We start from the raw sequence: 19396 nt of genomic DNA, 5'->3' as shown, positions 1-19396 counted from the left end.
CTCAGTCGGTAGAGCGCCGGACTGTTAATCCGTAGGTCCCTGGTTCGAGCCCAGGTTGAGGAGCCACAATTCAATCGCCTTGCAATCGTTCAAGGCCTGTCACACCGACACATTCCTCAATAGCTCAGTCGGTAGAGCGCCGGACTGTTAATCCGTAGGTCCCTGGTTCGAGCCCAGGTTGAGGAGCCACAATTCAATCGCCTTGCAATCGTTCAAGGCCCGTCACACCGACACATTCCTCAATAGCTCAGTCGGTAGAGCGCCGGACTGTTAATCCGTAGGTCCCTGGTTCGAGCCCAGGTTGAGGAGCCACTCAAAAGCCTGTATGCACGCATACAGGCTTTTCTTTTATCAGCTCAGGCAGCCCTGACCACGCCCACTGAAGCCCCCACGGGCGGCGCATCTACGGCAACAGACTTGTGTGCCGAATGAGGGACATAGGGATAGTGGTGCGGCACGGCCGGAATGTGATGCTGCTCACCCTCCTCCCAGGCCCGCAGCTCCTCTTCCAGTCGTGCAGCGCGCTCGGCGTACATCTGCGCAGAGGACTGGTAGTACTCCGCCGCGATGGAATGCTCAAGAATGGCCATGCGCGCCTCCTGAAGATAGGCACGCGTGCGGCGGATATAGCGTGGTTCGGAGCGTCCAAAACCGAAGATCTTGCCGAAAAACATGTCCAACCTCCTTTTCCGGTAACAACGCGAATCCGTCAACCCCATCCTTCGATGGAGCGCTTCTGCCAGCGTAATGTCTCCGGCCCGGGACATCTGTCCCACAGCAAGAGTTCGCCTCGTAGGATGGAGACCCGCGCCCATCGCCCGCCGCCCGAAAACGGCCGTCTACATCGCCTCCAAGGCTTTTCCGTATCGCCGCGACAAGGGCCGTGCATCCATCCGATTCAGGGCCTGACGGGGTTCCGAGGGGATCTGCGCGCCTGCCCGCCCGGGTTTCGCGCCCCCCCCCTGTGAAGCACCAAAGCGCCAAGCACAATGCATGGCCACCCTCCCCCAGACTTGGCCGACCGCTCGCACAGGGCTTCGCTCTTCGAGAAGCCCTCTTCACGCTCACCGACCTTCCCTGGCGACGCTGCTGGCGAGAGCCGACACCTACATCGCGAAATCCCTCGAAAACCAATGCGGCAAACTTGCCGCCGCACTCAGTCCCGGCCGGCCTGCAGAAAGTCCAGGATACCCTGAGCCACATGAACGCCCGATGACATGCAGGCCGTGAGCAGATAGCCGCCCGTCGGGGCCTCCCAGTCCAGCATCTCCCCGGCGCAGAAGACACCGGGAAGCGCTGTGCACATGCCCCGCGCATCCAGAGCTTCCAGGCGGACTCCGCCAGCCGTGCTGATGGCCTCATCGATGGGACGTGGTGCGACGACAGTCAGCGGCACGGCCTTGATCGTGGATGCCAGACGCTGCATGTCCGCCATGCCGTCCTTGCCAAGCACTTCATACAACAATCCCGTCTTGATGCCATCCAGCCCCAGCCGCCCCTTGAGATGACTGCTGAGGCTGCGCGAACCCCGCGGCCGCAGCACCTCCTGCTGCACACGCTCCGGGCTCCACTGGGGCAGCAGATCCAGCTCGAACCGGGCATCGCCCTGGCGAGCGATACAGTCGCGCAGCAGGGATGAGACGGCGTAGACAAGACTGCCTTCCACGCCGGTCTGCGTCGCCACGAACTCACCCTGGCGCTCAAAGCGCCTGCCCAGATCATCCACAAACCTCAGAACCACCGACTTGAACGGCTGGCCCGCAAAGCGCTGGGCGAACACCTCGCTCCAGCCTGCGTCACGCCCCTGCAGCCCACCCACATCAAAGCCGCAGTTGGCGGCCTGCAAGGGAGCAACATCCACACCTCTTGCCTGCAGCAACGCAACCCAGGCGCCATCCGAGCCCAGACGCGCCCAGCTGCCTCCGCCCGTTGCAAGCACCAGCGCCTTGCAGCCCACCTCGACACGGCCACTCTCAGCCTGAAACACCGGCCGCCCATCGTCGGACCACCCTGTCCAGCGGTGCCGCATGTGGAACTGCACGCCCTGCGACTTCATGCGCACCAGCCAGGCCCGCAACAGCGGCGCGGCCTTCATGTCCGCCGGAAACACGCGCCCGGATGTCCCCACAAAGGTATCAAAGCCCAGTTCGCGGACCCAGGCCCGAAGTTCGTCCGCTCCCCATTTTTCCAGCCAGGCAGCCAGATCTCCCGAACGGGGTCCAAAACGGGTGACAAAACGGGAGAACTCTTCCGAGTGGGTGAGATTGAGACCGCCCTTGCCGGCCATGAGGAATTTTCGGGCCGCCGAGGCTTTCGCTTCGAAGACCCTGACCGAAAGCCCAGCCTTTGCCAGCTGCTCGGCCACCATCAGGCCTGCGGGCCCGGCACCGACCACAGCCACATCGCAGGCCGGTTCAGCATCGGTCATCAACGGTTCCGGGACACTCATAGTTCTGCTACCTCAATCAGCTCGCGGCCACCGGCCGCCAAAGGGTGCGCAGAATACCATCGACGGCATTTCTGCAATACCGCGGGCACTATTGGCGCGATAGCAGCAAACAACCACCCACACAGTGCGGCGGGAGATGAGTTTCTGTCACAATCGTTGAACCAGGCGATTAGACCGCCGACCTTTTTTGCTTCAAGAAAATCCAGGACTACAAATGGCCAGCGAATTGATCAAGCACATCACGGATGCCAGCTTTGAATCCGACGTACTGCAACCCGGCACGACCGTGCTGGTGGATTACTGGGCTGAGTGGTGCGGCCCTTGCAAGATGATCGCCCCCATCTTGGATGACGTGGCCGAGGGCTACAAAGGCAAGGTGCAGATCGCCAAGATGAATGTGGATGAAAACCGTGAAATCCCTGCCAAGTTCGGCATTCGCGGCATCCCCACGCTGATGCTGTTCAAGGATGGACAGCTGGCCGCCACCAAGGTTGGCGCGCTGAACAAGACTCAGCTGTCCGCCTTCCTCGATCAGCACATCTGAGGTTTCTGACAAACAGGGCTCCCAACGGAGCTCTGTTTGCTTTCGTGGACCCCACTTTCCCATCTGCACAGGCCTTGCGCAGGCAGCAGACGGCCGGTCCTCGATAAATAGCTTGCAAGTTGCGCCAGTTTTCCTGTCATAATGTACGAACCGCCGGCCACCGCATGGGACCGCGCTGGATTTTCTTCAGGCAAGCCTGCCCACTACTACAGTGATTCGTTAGGCTCTACGCCTCTCCCCCCTGGTTATTCTCACTCCACGCTTGGAGTCATTTCATGCACCTTAATGAACTCAAGGCACTGCACGTGTCTGAAGTCTTGAAGCAGGCCGAAGCGCTTGAGATCGAAAACGTCGGTCGCATGCGCAAGCAGGAACTGATGTTCGCCATCATCAAAAAGCGCGCGAAAGCCGGTGAACAGGTTTTCGCCGACGGCGTGCTGGAAATCCTGCCCGATGGCTTTGGCTTCCTGCGCAGCCCCGATACCAGCTATACCGCCAGCACCGACGACATCTACATCTCGCCCAGCCAGGTGCGCCGCTTCAACCTGCACACCGGCGACATGATCGAAGGCGAAGTGCGCATCCCCAAGGACGGCGAGCGCTACTTCGCATTGACCAAGCTCGACAAGGTCAACGGCAATTCGCCCGAGCAGAACAAGCACAAGGTGCTGTTTGAAAACCTGACCCCTCTGTTCCCCAAGGAGCAGATGCGCCTGGAGCGCGACATCAAGGGCGAAGAAAACATCACGGGCCGCATCATCGACATCATCGCCCCCATCGGCCGCGGCCAGCGCGCGCTGATCGTGGCCCCGCCCAAGAGCGGCAAGACCATGATGATGCAGAGCATCGCTCACGCCATCACCGCCAACCATCCCGATGTGCACCTGATGGTGCTGCTGGTGGACGAGCGCCCCGAAGAAGTGACGGAAATGCAGCGCTCGGTCAAGGGCGAAATCATTGCCTCCACCTTCGACGAACCCGCGACCCGCCACGTGCATGTCGCCGAAATGGTGATCGAGCGCGCCAAGCGCCTGGTGGAACTGGGCAAGGATGTGGTCATCCTGCTGGACTCCATCACCCGTCTGGCACGAGCCTACAACAATGTCGTGCCCTCCTCGGGCAAGGTTCTGTCCGGCGGTGTGGATTCCAATGCCCTGCAGCGTCCCAAGCGCTTCTTCGGCGCCGCCCGCAATGTGGAAGAAGGTGGCTCCCTGACCATCATCGCCACGGCGCTGGTCGACACCGGCAGCCGCATGGACGAAGTGATCTTTGAAGAATTCAAGGGCACGGGCAACAGCGAACTGCACCTCAACCGCCGCCTGTACGAAAAGCGCGTCTTCCCGGCCATCGAACTCAACAAGAGCGGCACCCGCCGCGAAGAGTTGCTGCTGCCCCCGGAAATCCTGCAGAAGACCCGCATCCTGCGCCAGTTCATGTACAACATGGACGAGATCGAGTCCATGGAGCTCATGATCAAGAACATGAAGGCCACCAAGAACAATGTGGAGTTCTTCGACATGATGCGCCGCGGCGGCTAAGCGCCTCGCGCCCTGCAAAACAAAGCCTCGCTTCGCGGGGCTTTGCTGTTTCTGATGCCCGGCGGCTTTTCTTGACATAGCTCAAACCGATTAGCGAGCCGCCCCCTAATACTGGGGTTCACATCTATACAAATCTTGCGCCGAACAGAAGCCAAAAGCTTTCAAGTCGCAGATTCTGCATTCATGCCCCCATCAGCGAATCGCAAATCACCCCCTATCACCACTTCGATGCGCCTGCTGGGATCAGCCGCCTTGCTTGCAGCTCTGGCAGCCTGCAGCACCAGCGTGCCGATACTGCAGCCACAGGCGCAAGACAGGCTGCCGGGCCGGTGGCCACAGGCATGGACGCAACAGCCGGTCAGCGCGGCGGATCACAGGGCAACGCGGCTTGCCTGGCAGGACGTGTATCCGGACCCGGCATTGCAGACGCTGATTCGTGCGGCGCTTGCCCACAACCAGGACCTGCGCCTGGCGCTGCTGCGCGTACAGGAAGCCCAGGCGGCCTATGACATCCAGCGTGCAGCCAGGCTGCCGACGGTCGGCTTGGGCAGCAGTCACGCCCGAGCACGCGTCCCGGCAGACCTCAACGCCAGCGGCCGCTCCGTGGTTGCGGGCGATCAGCAGGTGTTTGTCGGCCTGAACAGCTGGGAACTCGATCTCTGGGGCAGGGTCCAAAGCCTCAGCGATGCCGCCCTGGGCAACTATCTGGCGCTGGAGGCCACCAGGCATGCGGTTCAATCCAGTCTCGTCAAGCAGGTCGCGCTCAATTACCTGGCGCTGCGCAGCCTCGATGAACGCCTGGCCCTGACCCGGCGCACGATTGCCAGCCGCGAGGAATCGTTGCGCATCTTCAAGCGCCGTACCGAGGTGGGGGCCACATCGCGCTATGCCCTCACCCAGGTACAGACCCTGGTGCACCAGGCCCAGACCATCGGTACGCAGCTTGCGCAGCAGCGCGCGCTGCAGGCCAATGCGCTGCAGCAGCTCACGGGCATGGATGCGCAACGCCTGCCGCTGGATCCGTCGGAGCCCTTCCGCCTGAAGCCCGTTCCCGAAGGCCTGCCGTCCGATCTGCTCACGCAGCGGCCCGATATCGTCGCCGCCGAATACGGCCTGCAGGCGGCCAGGGCCAACGTGGCCGCCGCACGCGCCGCATTCCTGCCACGCATTGCCTTGACCGGCAGCTGGGGCACGGCCAGTGCCGAACTTGACGGCCTGTTCAAAGGCGGCAGTCGGGCCTGGCAGTTTGCCCCTTCGATCTCTCTGCCGATCTTTGACGGCGGCCAGCGCCAGGCCAACCTGAACCTGCAGGCCGTGCGGCAGAACATGGCGGTCGTGCAGTACGAAAAAACCATAGAGACGGCGATGCGCGAAGTACTGGATGCCCTGTCGAGCCGCACCACGCTGGAGCAGCAGCTGACGGTCCTGACCGAGCAGCGCGCGGCACTCCAGGAGCGCGCCCGGCTGGCACGGCTGCGCTACGACCAGGGCGCCTCGCCCTATCTCGATGTGCTGGATGCCGAACGCGACCTGCTGAGCGCAGAACAACAGCTGGTCCAGGGCCGTGAAGCCCTGCTGTCCGCCCAGGTCGCTCTCCATGCGGCACTGGGCGGCGGTTATGGCGTGCCTGACCCCGGCAGCGCAACCCCTACCGAGCCCCTCCAGCCCTGATCCTCCAATCCATGTCCATGAACAAGAAACTCACCATCGCCGCGTTTATCGTTGCCGCTGCCGGACTGGGTGCCTATGGCTGGCAGCATTGGCGCAGCACGCAGGCAACCGAAGGCCTGGTCAGCGGCAACGGCCGCATCGAAGCCACCGAGATCGACGTCGCCACCAAGTACGCAGGTCGCATCGCCGAAGTCCTGGTACAGGAAGGCGACTTCGTCAAGGCCGGTCAGCCCCTGGCGCGCATGCAGATCGACAGCCTGCAGGCGCAGCAACGCGAAGCCATCGCCGGGCGAGAACGTGCCTCTCATGCAGTGACCTCGGCGCGTGCCGAGATCGCACTGCGTGAAAGCCAGTACGCAGCCACCATGGCCACGGTTGCGCAACGCGAGGCGGAGCTGGATGCAGCACTGCGCCGCGCAAGGCGCTCCGAGACACTGGCGCGCGAGGGTGCCTCCTCGGAACAGGAGCTGGACGACGACCGGGCACGCGTGCGGGGTGCACAGGCCGCACTCAAGGCCGCACAAGCCCAGGCGACAGCCGCCAGGGCGGCGATTGACGCAGCCAAGGCCCAGACCATCGGCGCGGAATCCGCGGTGGCGGCCGCCTCGGCCACGGTTCAGCGCATCGATGCCGACGTCAGGGACAGTGAACTCACCGCCCCGCGTGACGGGCGCGTGCAATACCGGTTGGCCCAGCCCGGCGAGGTGATCGGCGCGGGTGGCAAGGTGCTCAATATGGTGGATGTCTCGGACGTCTACATCAGCTTCTTCCTGCCCGAGACCGTGGCAGGCCGTGTGGCCCTGGGCACCGAGGTGCGCATCGTGCTGGACGCGGCTCCGCAATACGTGATACCGGCGCAGGTGTCGTTTGTCGCCAGCACCGCCCAATTCACCCCCAAGACCGTGGAGACGGCCAGCGAAAGACAGAAGCTGATGTTCCGCGTCAAGGCCCGCATCGCCCCGGAACTGCTGCACAAGCATCTGACACAGGTCAAGACAGGACTGCCCGGCGTGGCCTGGATCAAGCTCGACAAAGAGCGCGCATGGCCGGCCCAGCTGGAGGTGCGCACCGGCGACACCTCGGCCTCGTGAGCGCTTCGCCCCCATCTGCCATGACCCAGCATGCAGCCCAATTGCGCGACGTGACGCTCGCCTACGGCAAGACACAGGCACTGCGCGGCCTGAGTCTGGAAGTTCCGGCGGGCCTCATGGTCGGCCTGATCGGACCCGACGGCGTGGGCAAGTCCAGCCTGCTGTCGCTGATTGCCGGAGCGCGCGCCCTCCAGGGCGGCGGGATGCAGGTGCTGGGAGGCGACATGCGCAGCAAAAAGCACCGCGATGCCGTCTGTCCGCGCATTGCCTACATGCCCCAGGGCCTGGGCAAGAACCTCTACCCCACGCTGTCGGTGGAAGAAAATCTGCAGTTCTTCGGGCGTCTGTTCGGCCATGACGCGGCCGAGCGCCGGGCGCGCATCGACGATCTGACACAAAGCACGGGGCTGCACAAATTCCTCTCCCGCCCTGCGGGCAAGCTCTCGGGAGGCATGAAGCAGAAGCTGGCACTGTGCTGCGCCCTCATCCACGACCCGGACCTGCTGATTCTCGACGAGCCCACGACCGGTGTCGATCCGCTGGCACGCGCGCAATTCTGGGATCTGATCAAGCGCATACGCAGTCAGCGCCCACGGATGAGCGTGATCGTGGCCACGGCCTATATGGACGAAGCCCAGCGCTTCGACTGGCTGGCTGCGATGGACGACGGACGGATTCTGGCCACCGGCACCCCTTCCGAGCTGTTGGCTCGCACCGGCATGGCGACACTCGAAGCCGCCTTCATCGCCCTTCTGCCCGAGGAAAAAAAACGCGGCCATGCCGCCGTGGTGATCCCACCGCTGCAGACCCGCGATGACGATATCGCCATCGAGGCACGCGACCTCACCATGCGCTTTGGCGATTTCGTAGCCGTGGACCATGTGAACTTCCGCATCCGGCGCGGCGAGATCTTCGGCTTTCTGGGCTCCAACGGCTGCGGCAAGTCCACCACCATGAAGATGCTGACCGGCCTGCTGCCGGCCAGCGAGGGCGATGCCTGGCTGTTCGGCAAGAAAATCGATCCGCATGACGTGGCCACGCGCCGGCGTGTGGGCTATATGTCGCAGGCTTTTTCCCTCTACGGCGAGCTGACCGTGCTGCAGAACCTGGTGCTGCATGCCGAACTCTTCCATGTGGAGCCGGCCCAGATCCCCGCCCGGGTTCGGGAAATGCTCGACCGCTTCGGCCTTGCCGAGGTGCGCGAGACACTGCCGGGCAATCTGCCGCTGGGCATGCGCCAGCGCCTGTCGCTGGCCGTGGCCATGGTGCACAAGCCGGAGTTGCTGATTCTCGACGAGCCGACCTCGGGGGTGGACCCCGTGGCCCGTGACCAGTTCTGGCGCCTGCTGATCGAGCTGTCGCGCCGTGACCGCGTGACGATCTTCATCTCCACCCACTTCATGAATGAAGCCGAGCGCTGCGACCGCATGTCCATGATGCATGCGGGCAAGGTGCTGGACAGCGACCGGCCCGACACACTGACTGCCAAGCGCGGCGCCGCCACGCTGGAAGAGGCCTTCATCGGCTATCTGGTCGAAGCCTCTGGCGAGGCAGCGCCGGTGCTCGATATCAAAAAGGAAGCTGTTTACGCACGTGAGACAACATTTTCAGCATTGAAGCATGCGGATTCCCATCAGGATAATGCGCAGGAAGCTCCCATGGATGAAGCGCACGCCAGCGGCCCGGGTTTCAGCCTGCAACGGCTTTGGAGCTATCTGTGGCGCGAGTCGCTGGAGCTGCGGCGCGACCCCGTGCGCGCCACGCTGGCCCTGGTGGGTTCGCTGGTGCTGATGGTGGTGATCGGCTTCGGCATCAGCATGGATGTCGAGGACCTGCGTTTCGCGGTGCTGGACCGCGACCAGAGCACCCTCAGCCAGAACTACGTGAACAATCTCGCGGGCTCGCGCTATTTCATTGAAATGCCCCCCATCCAGGACTATGCGGACCTGGACCGGCGCATGAAAAGCGGCGAGCTGGCACTGGCCATCGAGATACCACCCGGTTTCGGGCGAGACCTGCTGCGCGGCTCGCGGGTCTCCGTGGGTGCCTGGTTCGACGGCGCCATGCCCCAGCGCGGCGAGACCATCAAAGGCTATGTTCAGGCCATGCACCAGCTCTGGCTGGCACAGCAGGCCCGCGAGCGCCTGGGCGTGCAACTGGGCAGCCAGGTCAGCCTGGAAACCCGCTTTCGCTACAACCCCGATGTGAAGAGCCTGCCCGCCATGGTGCCGGCCGTGATTCCGCTGCTGCTGATGATGCTGCCCGCCATGCTGACGGCACTGGCCGTGGTGCGCGAAAAAGAGCTGGGCTCCATCGTGAACCTGTACGTCACTCCCGTGACCCGCACCGAGTTTCTGCTGGGCAAGCAACTGCCCTATGTGGTGCTGGCCATGCTGAACTTCTTTCTGATGTGCGCCATGGCGGTCTTCGTCTTCGGCGTGCCCATGACCGGCAGCTTCCCGCTGCTCGTCATGGCCGCCCTGCTCTTCAGCGTCATTGCCACGGGCATGGGCCTGCTGGCCTCGGCCGTCACCAGCAGCCAGATTGCCGCCATGTTCTTTGCCATGCTGGGCACGCTGATTCCGGCGACGCAATTCTCGGGCCTGACCGATCCGGTGTCCTCGCTGGAAGGTGCCGGCCGCTGGATCGGCGAGATCTACCCGGCCACCTATATGTTCGCCATCAGCCGCGGCGTCTTCAACAAGGCGCTGGGCCTGCACGATCTGGCGCCGACCTTGCTGCCGCTGCTGATCGCCGTTCCCGTGATCATGGGCATCGCCGTCTGGGCCCTGCCCAAACAGGAAAAATGATGAAGCTCCCCCTGAGTCGCTGCGCGCCTTCCCCCTCTCTCGCTGCGCGGGAGGAGGACGACAGCCTCGCTGCGGGACGGCCCTTGCTCGCTGCCCTGGCAGCGGCCGCCCCTCGTTGTTACGACGGAGAAACACCATGTGGCATAGCCTGAAAAATATCTGGCGCCTGGGCATCAAGGAGCTGTGGAGCCTGTGGCGCGATCCAGTGATGCTGGTGCTCATCGTCTATACCTTCACGGCCTCCGTGTACACGGCGGCCACGGCCATGCCCGATACGCTGCACAAGGCGCCGATCGCCATCGTCGACGAAGACCAGTCGCCGCTGTCCGCGCGCATCCGCTCGGCTTTCTACCCGCCCCAGTTCATGCCGCCGCAGATGGTGGACTTCAGCCACGTGGACCCCGGCCTGGATGCAGGCGACTTCACGTTCTCGCTGACCATCCCGCCCCACTTCCAGCGCGACGTGCTGGCCGGCAAGAAGGCCGAGCTGCAGCTGAACGTCGATGCCACCCGCATGAGCCAGGCATTCTCGGGCAGCGGCTATGTGCAGCAGATCGTGCTGGCCGAGATCAACGAGTTCGTGCAGCGTTACCGCGGAGCCGGCGCCCTGCCCGTGGACCTGGAGCTGCGCGCGCGCTTCAATCCCGGCCTGGACAAGATCTGGTTCGGCGGACTGATGCAGATCATCAACAACGTCACCATGCTTTCCATCATCCTCACGGGGGCAGCACTGATCCGCGAGCGCGAGCACGGCACCATCGAGCATCTGCTGGTCATGCCGGTGACGCCCACCGAGATCATGCTGGCCAAGGTCTGGTCCATGGGCGCCGTCGTGCTGATGGCCGCCGGAGTTTCGCTGAATCTGGTGGTACGCGGCGCGCTCAAGGTGCCGATCGAAGGCAGCCTGCTGCTGTTCATGGCGGGTTCGGCACTGTGCCTGTTCGCCACCACGGCCATGGGCATCTTCATGGCCACCGTGGCGCGCAGCATGCCGCAGTTCGGCCTTCTGATGGTGCTGACGCTGCTGCCGCTGCAGCTGCTGTCCGGCGGCATGACCCCCCGCGAATCCATGCCACGGCTGGTGCAGGACGTGATGCTGTTCGCCCCCACCACGCATTTTGTGGAGCTGGGTCAGGCTATCCTGTACCGCGGTGCCGGGATAGAAACCGTGTGGAAGCCCTTTCTGTGGCTGGCGGGCATAGGTGCCGTGCTGTTCTGGCTGTCGCTGATGCGGTTCAGAAAGACCTTGTCCAGCATGGCCTGATATCGTCCTCCTGCCCCATCCCGCGGTCTGCTGCGCCAGCAACAAGGCGCAAGCCGCCTGCTTGTGCCGAAGACCTCTCCAGTTCCCGATTCAGGATTGCGCCCATGCCATTCACCACCGAAGAACGACAATCACTGCTAGCACTCAAGGGCGTGGGCCCCACAGTGCTGAGCCGGCTCGAATCCCTGGGCTACGGCTCTTTCGCGCATTTGCGTGAGGCCAATGCCCTGGACATCGTCGCCAAGGCCTCTGCCCTCACGGGCTCCAGTTGCTGGAAGAACAGCCCTCAGGCACGCGCCGCCATCCAGGCAACCATCGATGCGGCCAGACAACACCCGGCACAGGACGGCGAAGGCATCCGTTAGGGCTGGCGATGCAGGCCGCTTTCCGCCGTGCACCGCGTCATGACAGTGCAGACCCGGGCCGCAGCGGCTGCGCATCACGCAGTTGTCGACTGCGCAAGAATTCGCATGGTGTCGCGGCCGGCCACCCATTCCTCGTTTGTGGGCTCCACGCCCACCAGCACCCGGCTGCCGGCCGCTGAGATGACGGGCGCATGGGCCGCATTGGCCTGTACATCGAGCGCCAGGCCCAGCCATGCCAGATCGGCGCAGACGCGGGCGCGAATCTCCCCGCTGTGCTCGCCGATGCCCGCCGTGAACACCAGCATGTCCAGGCCGCCCAGCGCCGCAGCCAGCGAGCCGATCTCGCGCACGATGCGGCGCACAAAGAGATCCAGCGCAATGCGCGCACGCTCGCCGGACTCGCCCGGATCCTCGACATGGCGCAGGATCACGCGCGGCTCGGACGAGACGCCCGACATGCCCAGCAGACCCGAGTCGTGATAGAGCAGACGCCCCAGCTCCTGGAGCGTCAGTTTCTCGATCTCCATCAGATAGAGCACGGCCCCCGGGTCCAACGCCCCGGTGCGGGTGCCCATCATCAATCCGTCCAGGGCCGAGAAGCCCATGGTGGTCGCCATACTCTGCAACTGCTGCATGCCGCACAGACTGGCACCGCTGCCCAGATGGGCGACGATGGTGCGGCCCCTGGCCCGGTCTCCATGGCGCTCGGCCAGCGCGGTCGCCATATAGGCATACGAAAGCCCGTGAAAGCCATAGCGGCGCACGCCGCGCTGCCACCATTCGTAAGGCAGTGGCAGGATCTGCTCCACCTTGGGCAAGCTGTGATGAAAGCCGGTATCGAAGCAGGCGATCTGCGCGATGTCGGGTCGCTCGCGCAGCAGTATCTCCATGGCCTCCAGCGCAAACGGCTGATGCAGCGGTGCCAGCGGCACATAGCTGCGCAGGTCCTTCAGCACCTGCGCGTCGATGCGTGTGGACGCGAAATACTTGCTGCCGCCATGCACCACCCTGTGGGCGATCGCGGCCACTGGCCGGTCCCCCAACCGGGCTGCGATGCGCTCGCGGATGATGCGCAGCGCATCGCGATACGGATGTTCGGCACCCAGTGCGATGGCAAAGGGCCGCACGCCGCTTTCTCCGAAGTCGGGACAGGGCCCGCCAATACCCTGCACCTTGCCGTTCCACAGGGGCTTGCGCGACACGGGCATCGCGGCCTCGAAGACGGCGAACTTGATGCTCGACGAGCCGCAGTTCAGGACGATGATGACGGAATTACTCATGTCAGTGCCTTTGTCTGCCGACAGGGCACAGACTGCAGCAACGGCCAGCCTGGCACCATCGGCCATGCTTTTCAGGGCGGCGTCTGCCGGTAGTGATGTGCGAGCAGCAGCGCAATCGCGCAGGATGCAATGCGGGATTCGCGCGAATCCGCGCGGCTGGTGAGCACGATGGGCACTTTGGCCCCGAGCACGATGCCTGCGCTGGCGGCGCCGCCCAGGTACATCAGCTGCTTGGCCAGCATATTGCCGCTTTCCAGATCGGGCACCAGCAGGATGTCGGCCTGGCCGGCCACGGGCGAAGTGATGCCCTTGGTGCGCGCGGCCTCCATGGAGACCGCATTGTCGAAAGCCAGCGGGCCGTCCAGCACGCCTCCAGTGATCTGGCCCCGGTCGGCCATCTTGCACAGCGCGGCCGCGTCCAGGGTTGCGGGCATGCTGGGGTTGACCGTCTCGACGGCAGCGAGAATGGCCAGCTTGGGCCTGGCCACTCCCAGGACCTGCGCGAGCTCGATGGCATTGCGTGCGATATCGGCCTTCTGCAAGAGATCGGGGGCCAGGTTGATGGCCGCGTCGGTGACGATGAAGGGCCGTGGATAGCTGGCCGTCTGCAGCACAAAGCAATGGCTGACACGCCTCTTGGTGCGCAGCCCGGCGCTGCCGGCGACGACAGCAGCCATCAGCTCGTCGGTGTGCAGACTGCCTTTCATCAAGCCTTCCAGCTCGCCGCAGGCGGCCAGCCTGGCACCCTGCTCGGCAGCGGCATGACTGTGCGGCACATCCTCGATGCGCAGCCCCTGCAGCTCGAACCCCTGGGCCAGCGCAATCGCTTCAAGCTTGGCGCGTGGAGCGATCAGGACCGGCTCGATCAGCCCCAGCCGATGTGCGTCAAGCGCGGCGGACAGGCTGGTGGCATCGCAGGGATGAACCACGCCCATGCGCACCGGCGGCAGCTCCTTGACGGCCGCCAGCAGCCGGGTCAGGCCATGATGGGCGGCCACGTCCAGCGGCTGCTCCGCCCCGCCCGAAGACAGGTCAGCCACCTGCGGTGACGCTATGGTGAAAGCCTGGGCCTGTGCCTCGCGGGCGCAGCGCAGGGTCAACGTACTCGCATCACGGGCGGCAACGGTGACATGCAGGCTGTCGCCGACAGCAAGCCCCTCGAACGGCTCCCGCATCCCCTCTGGACTCGATTGACTCATCGCACTCCTTTCTTGCCGCGTGCTGCGGTCGGTTGACGTCGCGCGGCAGGCTTGGGCCGCGTGGCGGTGGCGGAAGCCCGTGCCGGCGCCAGATGCGGTACCTGAGCCTCGTCCATCGGGGCCTGCTGCGCCAGCGCGGCCTGCTCGAACAAGGCCTGCACCCGCTGCAGAGCGCCTTTCACGGCCTGCTGCTCCGCCTTCGCTCCCGTATCGATGGCCGCCATGCTGGCAATCGCCTGGCTGGCCTTGCGTATGGTCTCGGCAGGCGTGCTCTTGAGCAGGCCGGGAATGGCATCAAGGGCGGCGCTGCCGCATTGCCTCATCACCTGGGTCTGTTCACGGATGGCGGTGCGCAGCTCGGCCAGGCTCCAGCGCCCCGGCGCCTCCTGCTCCAGCAATTGCGCGGCCAGATGGTAGTAGCGCTCGTCCACGGCGCGGCGCAGCGACAGCACGCTCAGCAAGCCGCGCAACGTGGCTTCGAGCACCCCGCCCTGATCCACACTGTCCTCGATCTGGCGCTGCCTGTCCGCCATCAGGGCCAGATGCTCGGGCGTGGTGCCAGGATGCTGGCGCACCGGCCCGCTTTCGCCATAGGCATGTCCGGCCAGTGCCTGCATCAGGGGCGAACCGTAGAGCATGTCGAACCACAGGGCATAGATATGGTCGCGCCGGTCGCGAAAGTCATCGAGGGAGCGCTCCAGCGCAGCCGAGCCCTGCTGCTGCATCTGCAGCCAGGGATTGGCCTCATCCACGGGCTGGCGATGTTCGCGTATGTATTCGGCACTGCCGCGTATCAGGGCGGCCAGCGGGTGCTGGCTGCTCCAGGCCTCAAACTGCAGGCGCATGGGGTGCAGGGTCTGCAGCCAGCGCGCCGACTCGGAGGTGCTGAATGCGCGCACCCAGGGCTGCCACAGGCTGCGGTACAGCGCCAGGTTGATATCGGACACCCGTGCCGCCGCGTCGAAGCGGCGCTCGGCCTGTGCATCGGGCTTGACGATATCGCGCACCTCATCGAGGCCGCTGGCACGGATGCTCAGCAGATAAGGATCATGGAGCAGTTCCTGCTCCTGCGCCGTCGCGTCGTCCACGCTGGCGCGGTAGAGGCCTGCAGGCAGCAGATTGATCTGCTCTATGGCGCTGGCGAACTTGCGGTGCTGCTTGCTGCCGACCGCCCCCGACACAAAGATGCCCAGGTGGCCGATGCTGTCATGCGTGCTGAAGATGATGGTCTGGTCATGCGCGCGCACATCGTCGTCGCTGGCGTAAAGATCGGTGATCCAGCCCAGGGCCTGGGCCGGCGGCGTGATGTTGTCGCCATAGGAACAGAACACCAGGATCGGCGAGCGGATATTGCGCAGATCGATGCGCACCCCGTCCGAGGTCAGCAGCCGGGCCGTCGAAAGCTTGTTGCCGATGAACAGGTTGTCGACGATGTACTGCATCTCCACATCGTTGAGAAAGACATAGCCGCCCCAGTATTTCTCGAAGCCTATATAACGCTCGGCCTCCGTGTCGGCATTGGCATAGACCTTGTACTGCTTGCTCCACAGCGTGTTGGCCGGATCGAGCTGCTCGAAGTTCTGCACCAGATGGGCGCCGTCGAAGCGGCCGTTGCCCAGATCGCTGCTCAGCGCGGTCAGCCAGCTCCCCCCCAGAAGGCCTCCCGAGTAGCGCATGGGATTGTCTCCGGCCCAGTACGACAGCGGCGCTCCTGCGACGATGATGGGCCCGAACAGCTCGGGCCAGACCGCTGCCGTCATCAGGATCTGCCAGCCTGCCTGGCAGTTGCCGATGACCGCAGGCTTGCCCTCGCTCTCGGGGTGCAGCTCGGCCACGCGACGCATGAATGCCGCCTCGGCACGCATCACGTCCTCCACCGTCTGACCTGGCACCGGATCGGGCAGAAAGCCGACGAAGTAGCAAGGATGGCCGGCCTCCAGCGCCGCCCCGATCTCGCTGTATGGCTTGAAGCCGCCAATGCCGGGTCCATGGCCGGCGCGCGGATCGATCACGACGAACGGGCGCTTGCCCGGTTCGGCCGGCCGGTTCTCAGGTGCCTGAATGCGCACCAGGCCGTAGTTGACGGGCCTGGGAAGCTCCAGTCCCGACATCACCAGCTCGGCCGGAAAGTGCAGTACGTTGGGCGTCCTGGCGTCGCGCTGGATCCGGTACTGGTCGCCGACCCGGCGCTCGATATCGGCATACAGCACGGCGCGCTGAGCGGCGTCCAGCGCATAGGCGGCGGCGGATCTCCATCCTGCCAACGGATCGACAGCCCCCTGAGCCGACGGGCCGGCCTTGCTGGGTTTGCTCATATCGTGCTCCCGAAGTCACAAGCTTCTCGCAAGAAGACTCAAAAACAATAGCTGTCGGCGTTTTATGGCTCAGCCAAACGCCGAAAAGCCGGAGTTGATGCCCCGACGGGACCGCAGATCATCCGGCTGCAGCGCCCGTCCCACTTACTTCTGGGGTGACTTGCCGCCTTTGGCCTGCGCCGCATCCTGGGCTGGCGGCGTCCATGCAGACAGCCACTGCTTGAAGATGTCCTGCAGCGGCAATGCGGGCAGGTTGGGCGTGCCGTCGGCACGCAGGGCATCTGCCACGGCCTTTTGCCAGGCCTCCAGGGCTTGCTGCAGACCGCTGGCAAAAGCCTGCTGGTTCCTGATCGCGATATCGCTGGCGCTCTTGGCGTCGCTCATGCGGTCTTCCAGTCGGCGCATGAACGCTTCGGCGGGCAGACTGGCAAGTGATTGCCAGTCTTCGGCTTTCAGCAGGCTTTGCAGCTCCGACGTGGTTTCGCTGATGCCGGCAGCACTGCTTTGCTGCGCCGCCTCCAGCCAGCGATGGCCACTTTCACGCATCAGCTGAGCGATGCGCATTTGCAGCTCGGCATTGGCCTTGAACAGACTCAGGGGGGTCGCTTGGATGCTCATATCGGTCTCCCTATGGTGATGGTGGTGCCTATCGAGAGGCTGGCGAACCGTCGGGCCAATCACCGCGACCAGACGGCCTGTGAAAACTCCATGACTTGCGCAAGTTCGGATCGGGCATGGCGCTTCGTGACGCAAAACGCTGGCGACACCTTGCACAAGCCTGCAACTCAACGCTCTTGCACGTAACGGCCGGGTGCGTCATGCAGGGGCTTGTGGTTCCCGGCGCCCATGCGCGGCGCTTCCGCCGGCCCGGCGGATCTGGCTTTGAGCCACGCGCTCCATGCCGGCCACCAGGAACCCTCATGCCGCTCGGCCTCTTGCTGCCACTGGCCGGCAGGCATGTCCTGGGCACCGGCGGGACGCATGCGCAGCTGGTAGCTGCGGCGCGGATGGCCGGGCTCGCTGACGATGCCCGCGTTATGGCCGCCGTTTGTCAGCACAAAGGTGATTTCGGCGGGAGTGCGGTGGTGCAGCTTGTATACCGACGACCAGGGTGCCACATGATCCGTCAGCGTTCCTACGCAGAACATGGGCACCCTCAGGTCGAGCAGCGAGACCGGCCTGCCATCGACCGGATAGCGGTTTTCGCTGAGATCGTTGTTCAGAAACAGACGACGCAGGTATTGCGAGTGCATCCGGGCAGGCATGCGCGTGGCATCGGCATTCCAGGCCATGAGATCGCTCATCGGCGCGCGCTCGCCCAGCAGGTAATGGTCGACCATGCGCGACCACAGCAAATCGCGGGAGCGCAGCATCACGAATGCGCCGGCCATCTGCTCGGCGCGCAGATAGCCTTGCTGGGCCATCTGGGCCTCAAGCAGGCTGACCTGCGCTTCATCGATGAACAGCGCCAGCTCGCCGGGCTCGGTGAAATCGGTCTGCGCGGCCAGCAGGCTCATCGATGCCAGACGGTCGTCGCCGTCGCGTGCCATTGCAGCTGCCGCAATGGCCAGCAGGGTTCCGCCCAGACAATAGCCCGCCGCATGAACTTTCCTGCCCGGAACGATGTCGGTGACGGCATCCAGGGCCGCACGCCAGCCCAGCTCGACATAGTCCTCCATGCCCATCTCCCGGTCATCGGCATCGGGGTTCTTCCAGGAGACGCAGAACACCGTATGTCCCTGATCGACCAGGTACTTGATCAATGAATTTCCTGGCGAAAGATCCAGGACGTAGTACTTCATGATCCAGGCGGGCATGATCAATACGGGCTCCGGGTGGACCTTGCCGGTCGAGGGCGCGTACTGGATCAGCTCCATCAGCCGGTTGCGCAGCACCACCTTGCCCGCCGTGACCGCCACGTCCCTGCCGGGCCTGAACGCCTCGCAACCGGCAGGCGGCTGACTGGCGAGCTGCGCCCGCAGGTCGTCCATCAGATACTGGAAACCGCGCACCAGATTCGCCCCGCCCTCGCCGAGCGTGCGCTCCAGAACGATCGGGTTGGTGGCCAAGAAGTTCGCTGGCGACCACATATCCAGCCACTGCCTGCCCCAGAACTCCACCAGACGCGCGTGATGAGGCTCAACACCGGGTACGCCCCGGCTGGCCGCCTGCCACCAGCGCTGCTGGGCAGCAAATCCCGCACCGAAGGCATTGAAAGGCCATCGCTGCCATTCGGCAGCCTTGAAGAGGCGGTCGGGCTCTGCATTCCCGGTCCCTCCGTAGCAAAAACCTGCCCATTCCTCCAGCGCCAGCCGCGCGAGATCCAGACGCCGTCCCGGACTGATGGCAAGGTGCCCGGCCCAGTCCAGCCAGGCCAGCCCTAGGGACCCAGGGGAAACCGACAGCCACAGCTGCGCCCACATCGCACGCACAGCCTGATCAAGCGGCTGGCTGGAACTGAACTGCGTCTCGGCCTTGCGGTCAACCATAGCGGACCCTTTTTTTGCTGCATGGCAATATCGCAACATCTTAGGTGCTGAACAAGTTGTTGCATAGACACTGCCCAAAGAGGCTTGAGCCACATCAAATTCAGAGCCGGCAAGCGCCGGGGCAGACGCGAGGTGGCGGCGACTGCGCCGCTGAAGGCGGGAGAACCTGGCGTCCTGGATGCACCAAGACCTGCAACGAATACCGGCATTGGCCTGCAAGGGACGGGCACCCAAGGCAGACTGCAGGCACTGCCGACAGCGATCTGCTGATATGTGCAATAATAGAGAGCTTTTATGCGGAAAGTACACCGGACAGGCTGGTGCGGCTCCCGCACTTGACCAAAGGAAAGATCATGAAAGAAGGCATTCACCCCAATTACC

14 protein-coding genes and 2 tRNA genes are annotated in these 19396 nt (G+C 64.2%); 9 read left to right on the top strand and 7 right to left on the bottom strand.

All coding sequences use genetic code 11. The annotated features are described in order from the left end of the window. Window positions 1–113: 113 nt before the first annotated feature. Both E2583_RS03375 and E2583_RS03370 read left to right on the top strand, forming a co-directional pair. Window positions 114–189: transfer RNA gene (locus E2583_RS03375), tRNA-Asn, on the top strand. A 47-nt stretch (window positions 190–236) separates the two neighbouring features. Beyond that, window positions 237–312, top strand: a tRNA-Asn gene (locus E2583_RS03370). A gap of 44 nt (window positions 313–356) precedes the next feature. On the opposite strand, the gene E2583_RS03365 is transcribed toward E2583_RS03370, so the two are convergent. Beyond that, window positions 357–674 carry a hypothetical protein gene (locus E2583_RS03365; RefSeq protein ID WP_291593237.1) on the bottom strand — a complete coding sequence of 106 codons (318 nt, stop codon included), beginning with the start codon at window positions 672–674 and terminating at the stop codon, window positions 357–359. Between the two features lie 482 nt (window positions 675–1156). Next, on the bottom strand, window positions 1157–2449 hold the full coding sequence (locus E2583_RS03360; protein ID WP_291593235.1) for a TIGR03862 family flavoprotein: 1293 nt from the start codon (window positions 2447–2449) through the stop codon (window positions 1157–1159). 214 nt (window positions 2450–2663) lie between these two features. On the opposite strand from E2583_RS03360, the gene trxA reads away from it, so the two are divergent. The 7 genes from trxA to E2583_RS03325 all read left to right on the top strand — a co-directional run bounded on the left by trxA (window position 2664) and on the right by E2583_RS03325 (window position 11732). Next, complete coding sequence (gene trxA, locus E2583_RS03355) at window positions 2664–2993, top strand: thioredoxin TrxA (RefSeq protein ID WP_003053480.1); 330 nt, start codon at window positions 2664–2666, stop codon at window positions 2991–2993. Window positions 2994–3268: 275 nt separating this feature from the next. Further along, window positions 3269–4531: a transcription termination factor Rho gene (gene rho, locus E2583_RS03350; RefSeq protein WP_012839098.1), complete on the top strand. Its 1263-nt coding sequence runs from the start codon at window positions 3269–3271 to the stop codon at window positions 4529–4531. 228 nt (window positions 4532–4759) lie between these two features. Beyond that, window positions 4760–6202 carry an efflux transporter outer membrane subunit gene (locus E2583_RS03345; protein ID WP_291593240.1) on the top strand — a complete coding sequence of 481 codons (1443 nt, stop codon included), beginning with the start codon at window positions 4760–4762 and terminating at the stop codon, window positions 6200–6202. Between the two features lie 11 nt (window positions 6203–6213). Beyond that, window positions 6214–7293, top strand: coding sequence for an HlyD family efflux transporter periplasmic adaptor subunit (locus E2583_RS03340; RefSeq protein ID WP_291593226.1), 1080 nt, complete (start codon window positions 6214–6216; stop codon window positions 7291–7293). Between the two features lie 20 nt (window positions 7294–7313). Continuing rightward, the gene (rbbA, locus tag E2583_RS03335) at window positions 7314–10103 is read left to right on the top strand and encodes a ribosome-associated ATPase/putative transporter RbbA (RefSeq protein ID WP_291593224.1); all 2790 of its coding nucleotides are present in this window, start codon (window positions 7314–7316) and stop codon (window positions 10101–10103) included. A 136-nt stretch (window positions 10104–10239) separates the two neighbouring features. Next, window positions 10240–11367 (top strand): ABC transporter permease, encoded by a 1128-nt coding sequence (locus E2583_RS03330; RefSeq protein WP_291593222.1) that lies wholly within the window; start codon window positions 10240–10242, stop codon window positions 11365–11367. 104 nt (window positions 11368–11471) lie between these two features. Continuing rightward, on the top strand, window positions 11472–11732 hold the full coding sequence (locus E2583_RS03325) for a helix-hairpin-helix domain-containing protein (protein WP_291593220.1): 261 nt from the start codon (window positions 11472–11474) through the stop codon (window positions 11730–11732). Window positions 11733–11806: 74 nt separating this feature from the next. Here the strand turns inward: E2583_RS03325 and E2583_RS03320 are convergent, their stop codons facing one another. The 5 genes from E2583_RS03320 to E2583_RS03300 all read right to left on the bottom strand — a co-directional run bounded on the left by E2583_RS03320 (window position 11807) and on the right by E2583_RS03300 (window position 19015). Continuing rightward, window positions 11807–13012, bottom strand: coding sequence for an acetate/propionate family kinase (locus E2583_RS03320; protein ID WP_291593218.1), 1206 nt, complete (start codon window positions 13010–13012; stop codon window positions 11807–11809). A gap of 71 nt (window positions 13013–13083) precedes the next feature. Further along, window positions 13084–14211 carry a bifunctional enoyl-CoA hydratase/phosphate acetyltransferase gene (locus E2583_RS03315; protein WP_367158579.1) on the bottom strand — a complete coding sequence of 376 codons (1128 nt, stop codon included), beginning with the start codon at window positions 14209–14211 and terminating at the stop codon, window positions 13084–13086. Continuing rightward, window positions 14208–16526: a DUF3141 domain-containing protein gene (locus E2583_RS03310; RefSeq protein ID WP_291593217.1), complete on the bottom strand. Its 2319-nt coding sequence runs from the start codon at window positions 16524–16526 to the stop codon at window positions 14208–14210. The genes E2583_RS03315 and E2583_RS03310 overlap by 4 nt, the downstream gene beginning before the upstream one ends. 144 nt (window positions 16527–16670) lie before the next feature. Then, a complete protein-coding gene (locus E2583_RS03305) occupies window positions 16671–17144 on the bottom strand; it encodes a phasin family protein (RefSeq protein WP_291593215.1) in 474 nt (157 codons plus the stop codon). 167 nt (window positions 17145–17311) lie between these two features. Further along, window positions 17312–19015, bottom strand: coding sequence for an alpha/beta fold hydrolase (locus E2583_RS03300; protein ID WP_291593214.1), 1704 nt, complete (start codon window positions 19013–19015; stop codon window positions 17312–17314). Window positions 19016–19396 lie beyond the last annotated feature (381 nt).

Source organism: Comamonas sp., assembly GCF_009360615.1.
Classification (GTDB): domain Bacteria; phylum Pseudomonadota; class Gammaproteobacteria; order Burkholderiales; family Burkholderiaceae_C; genus Comamonas.
This window is presented reverse-complemented; position numbering and strand designations above follow the sequence as displayed.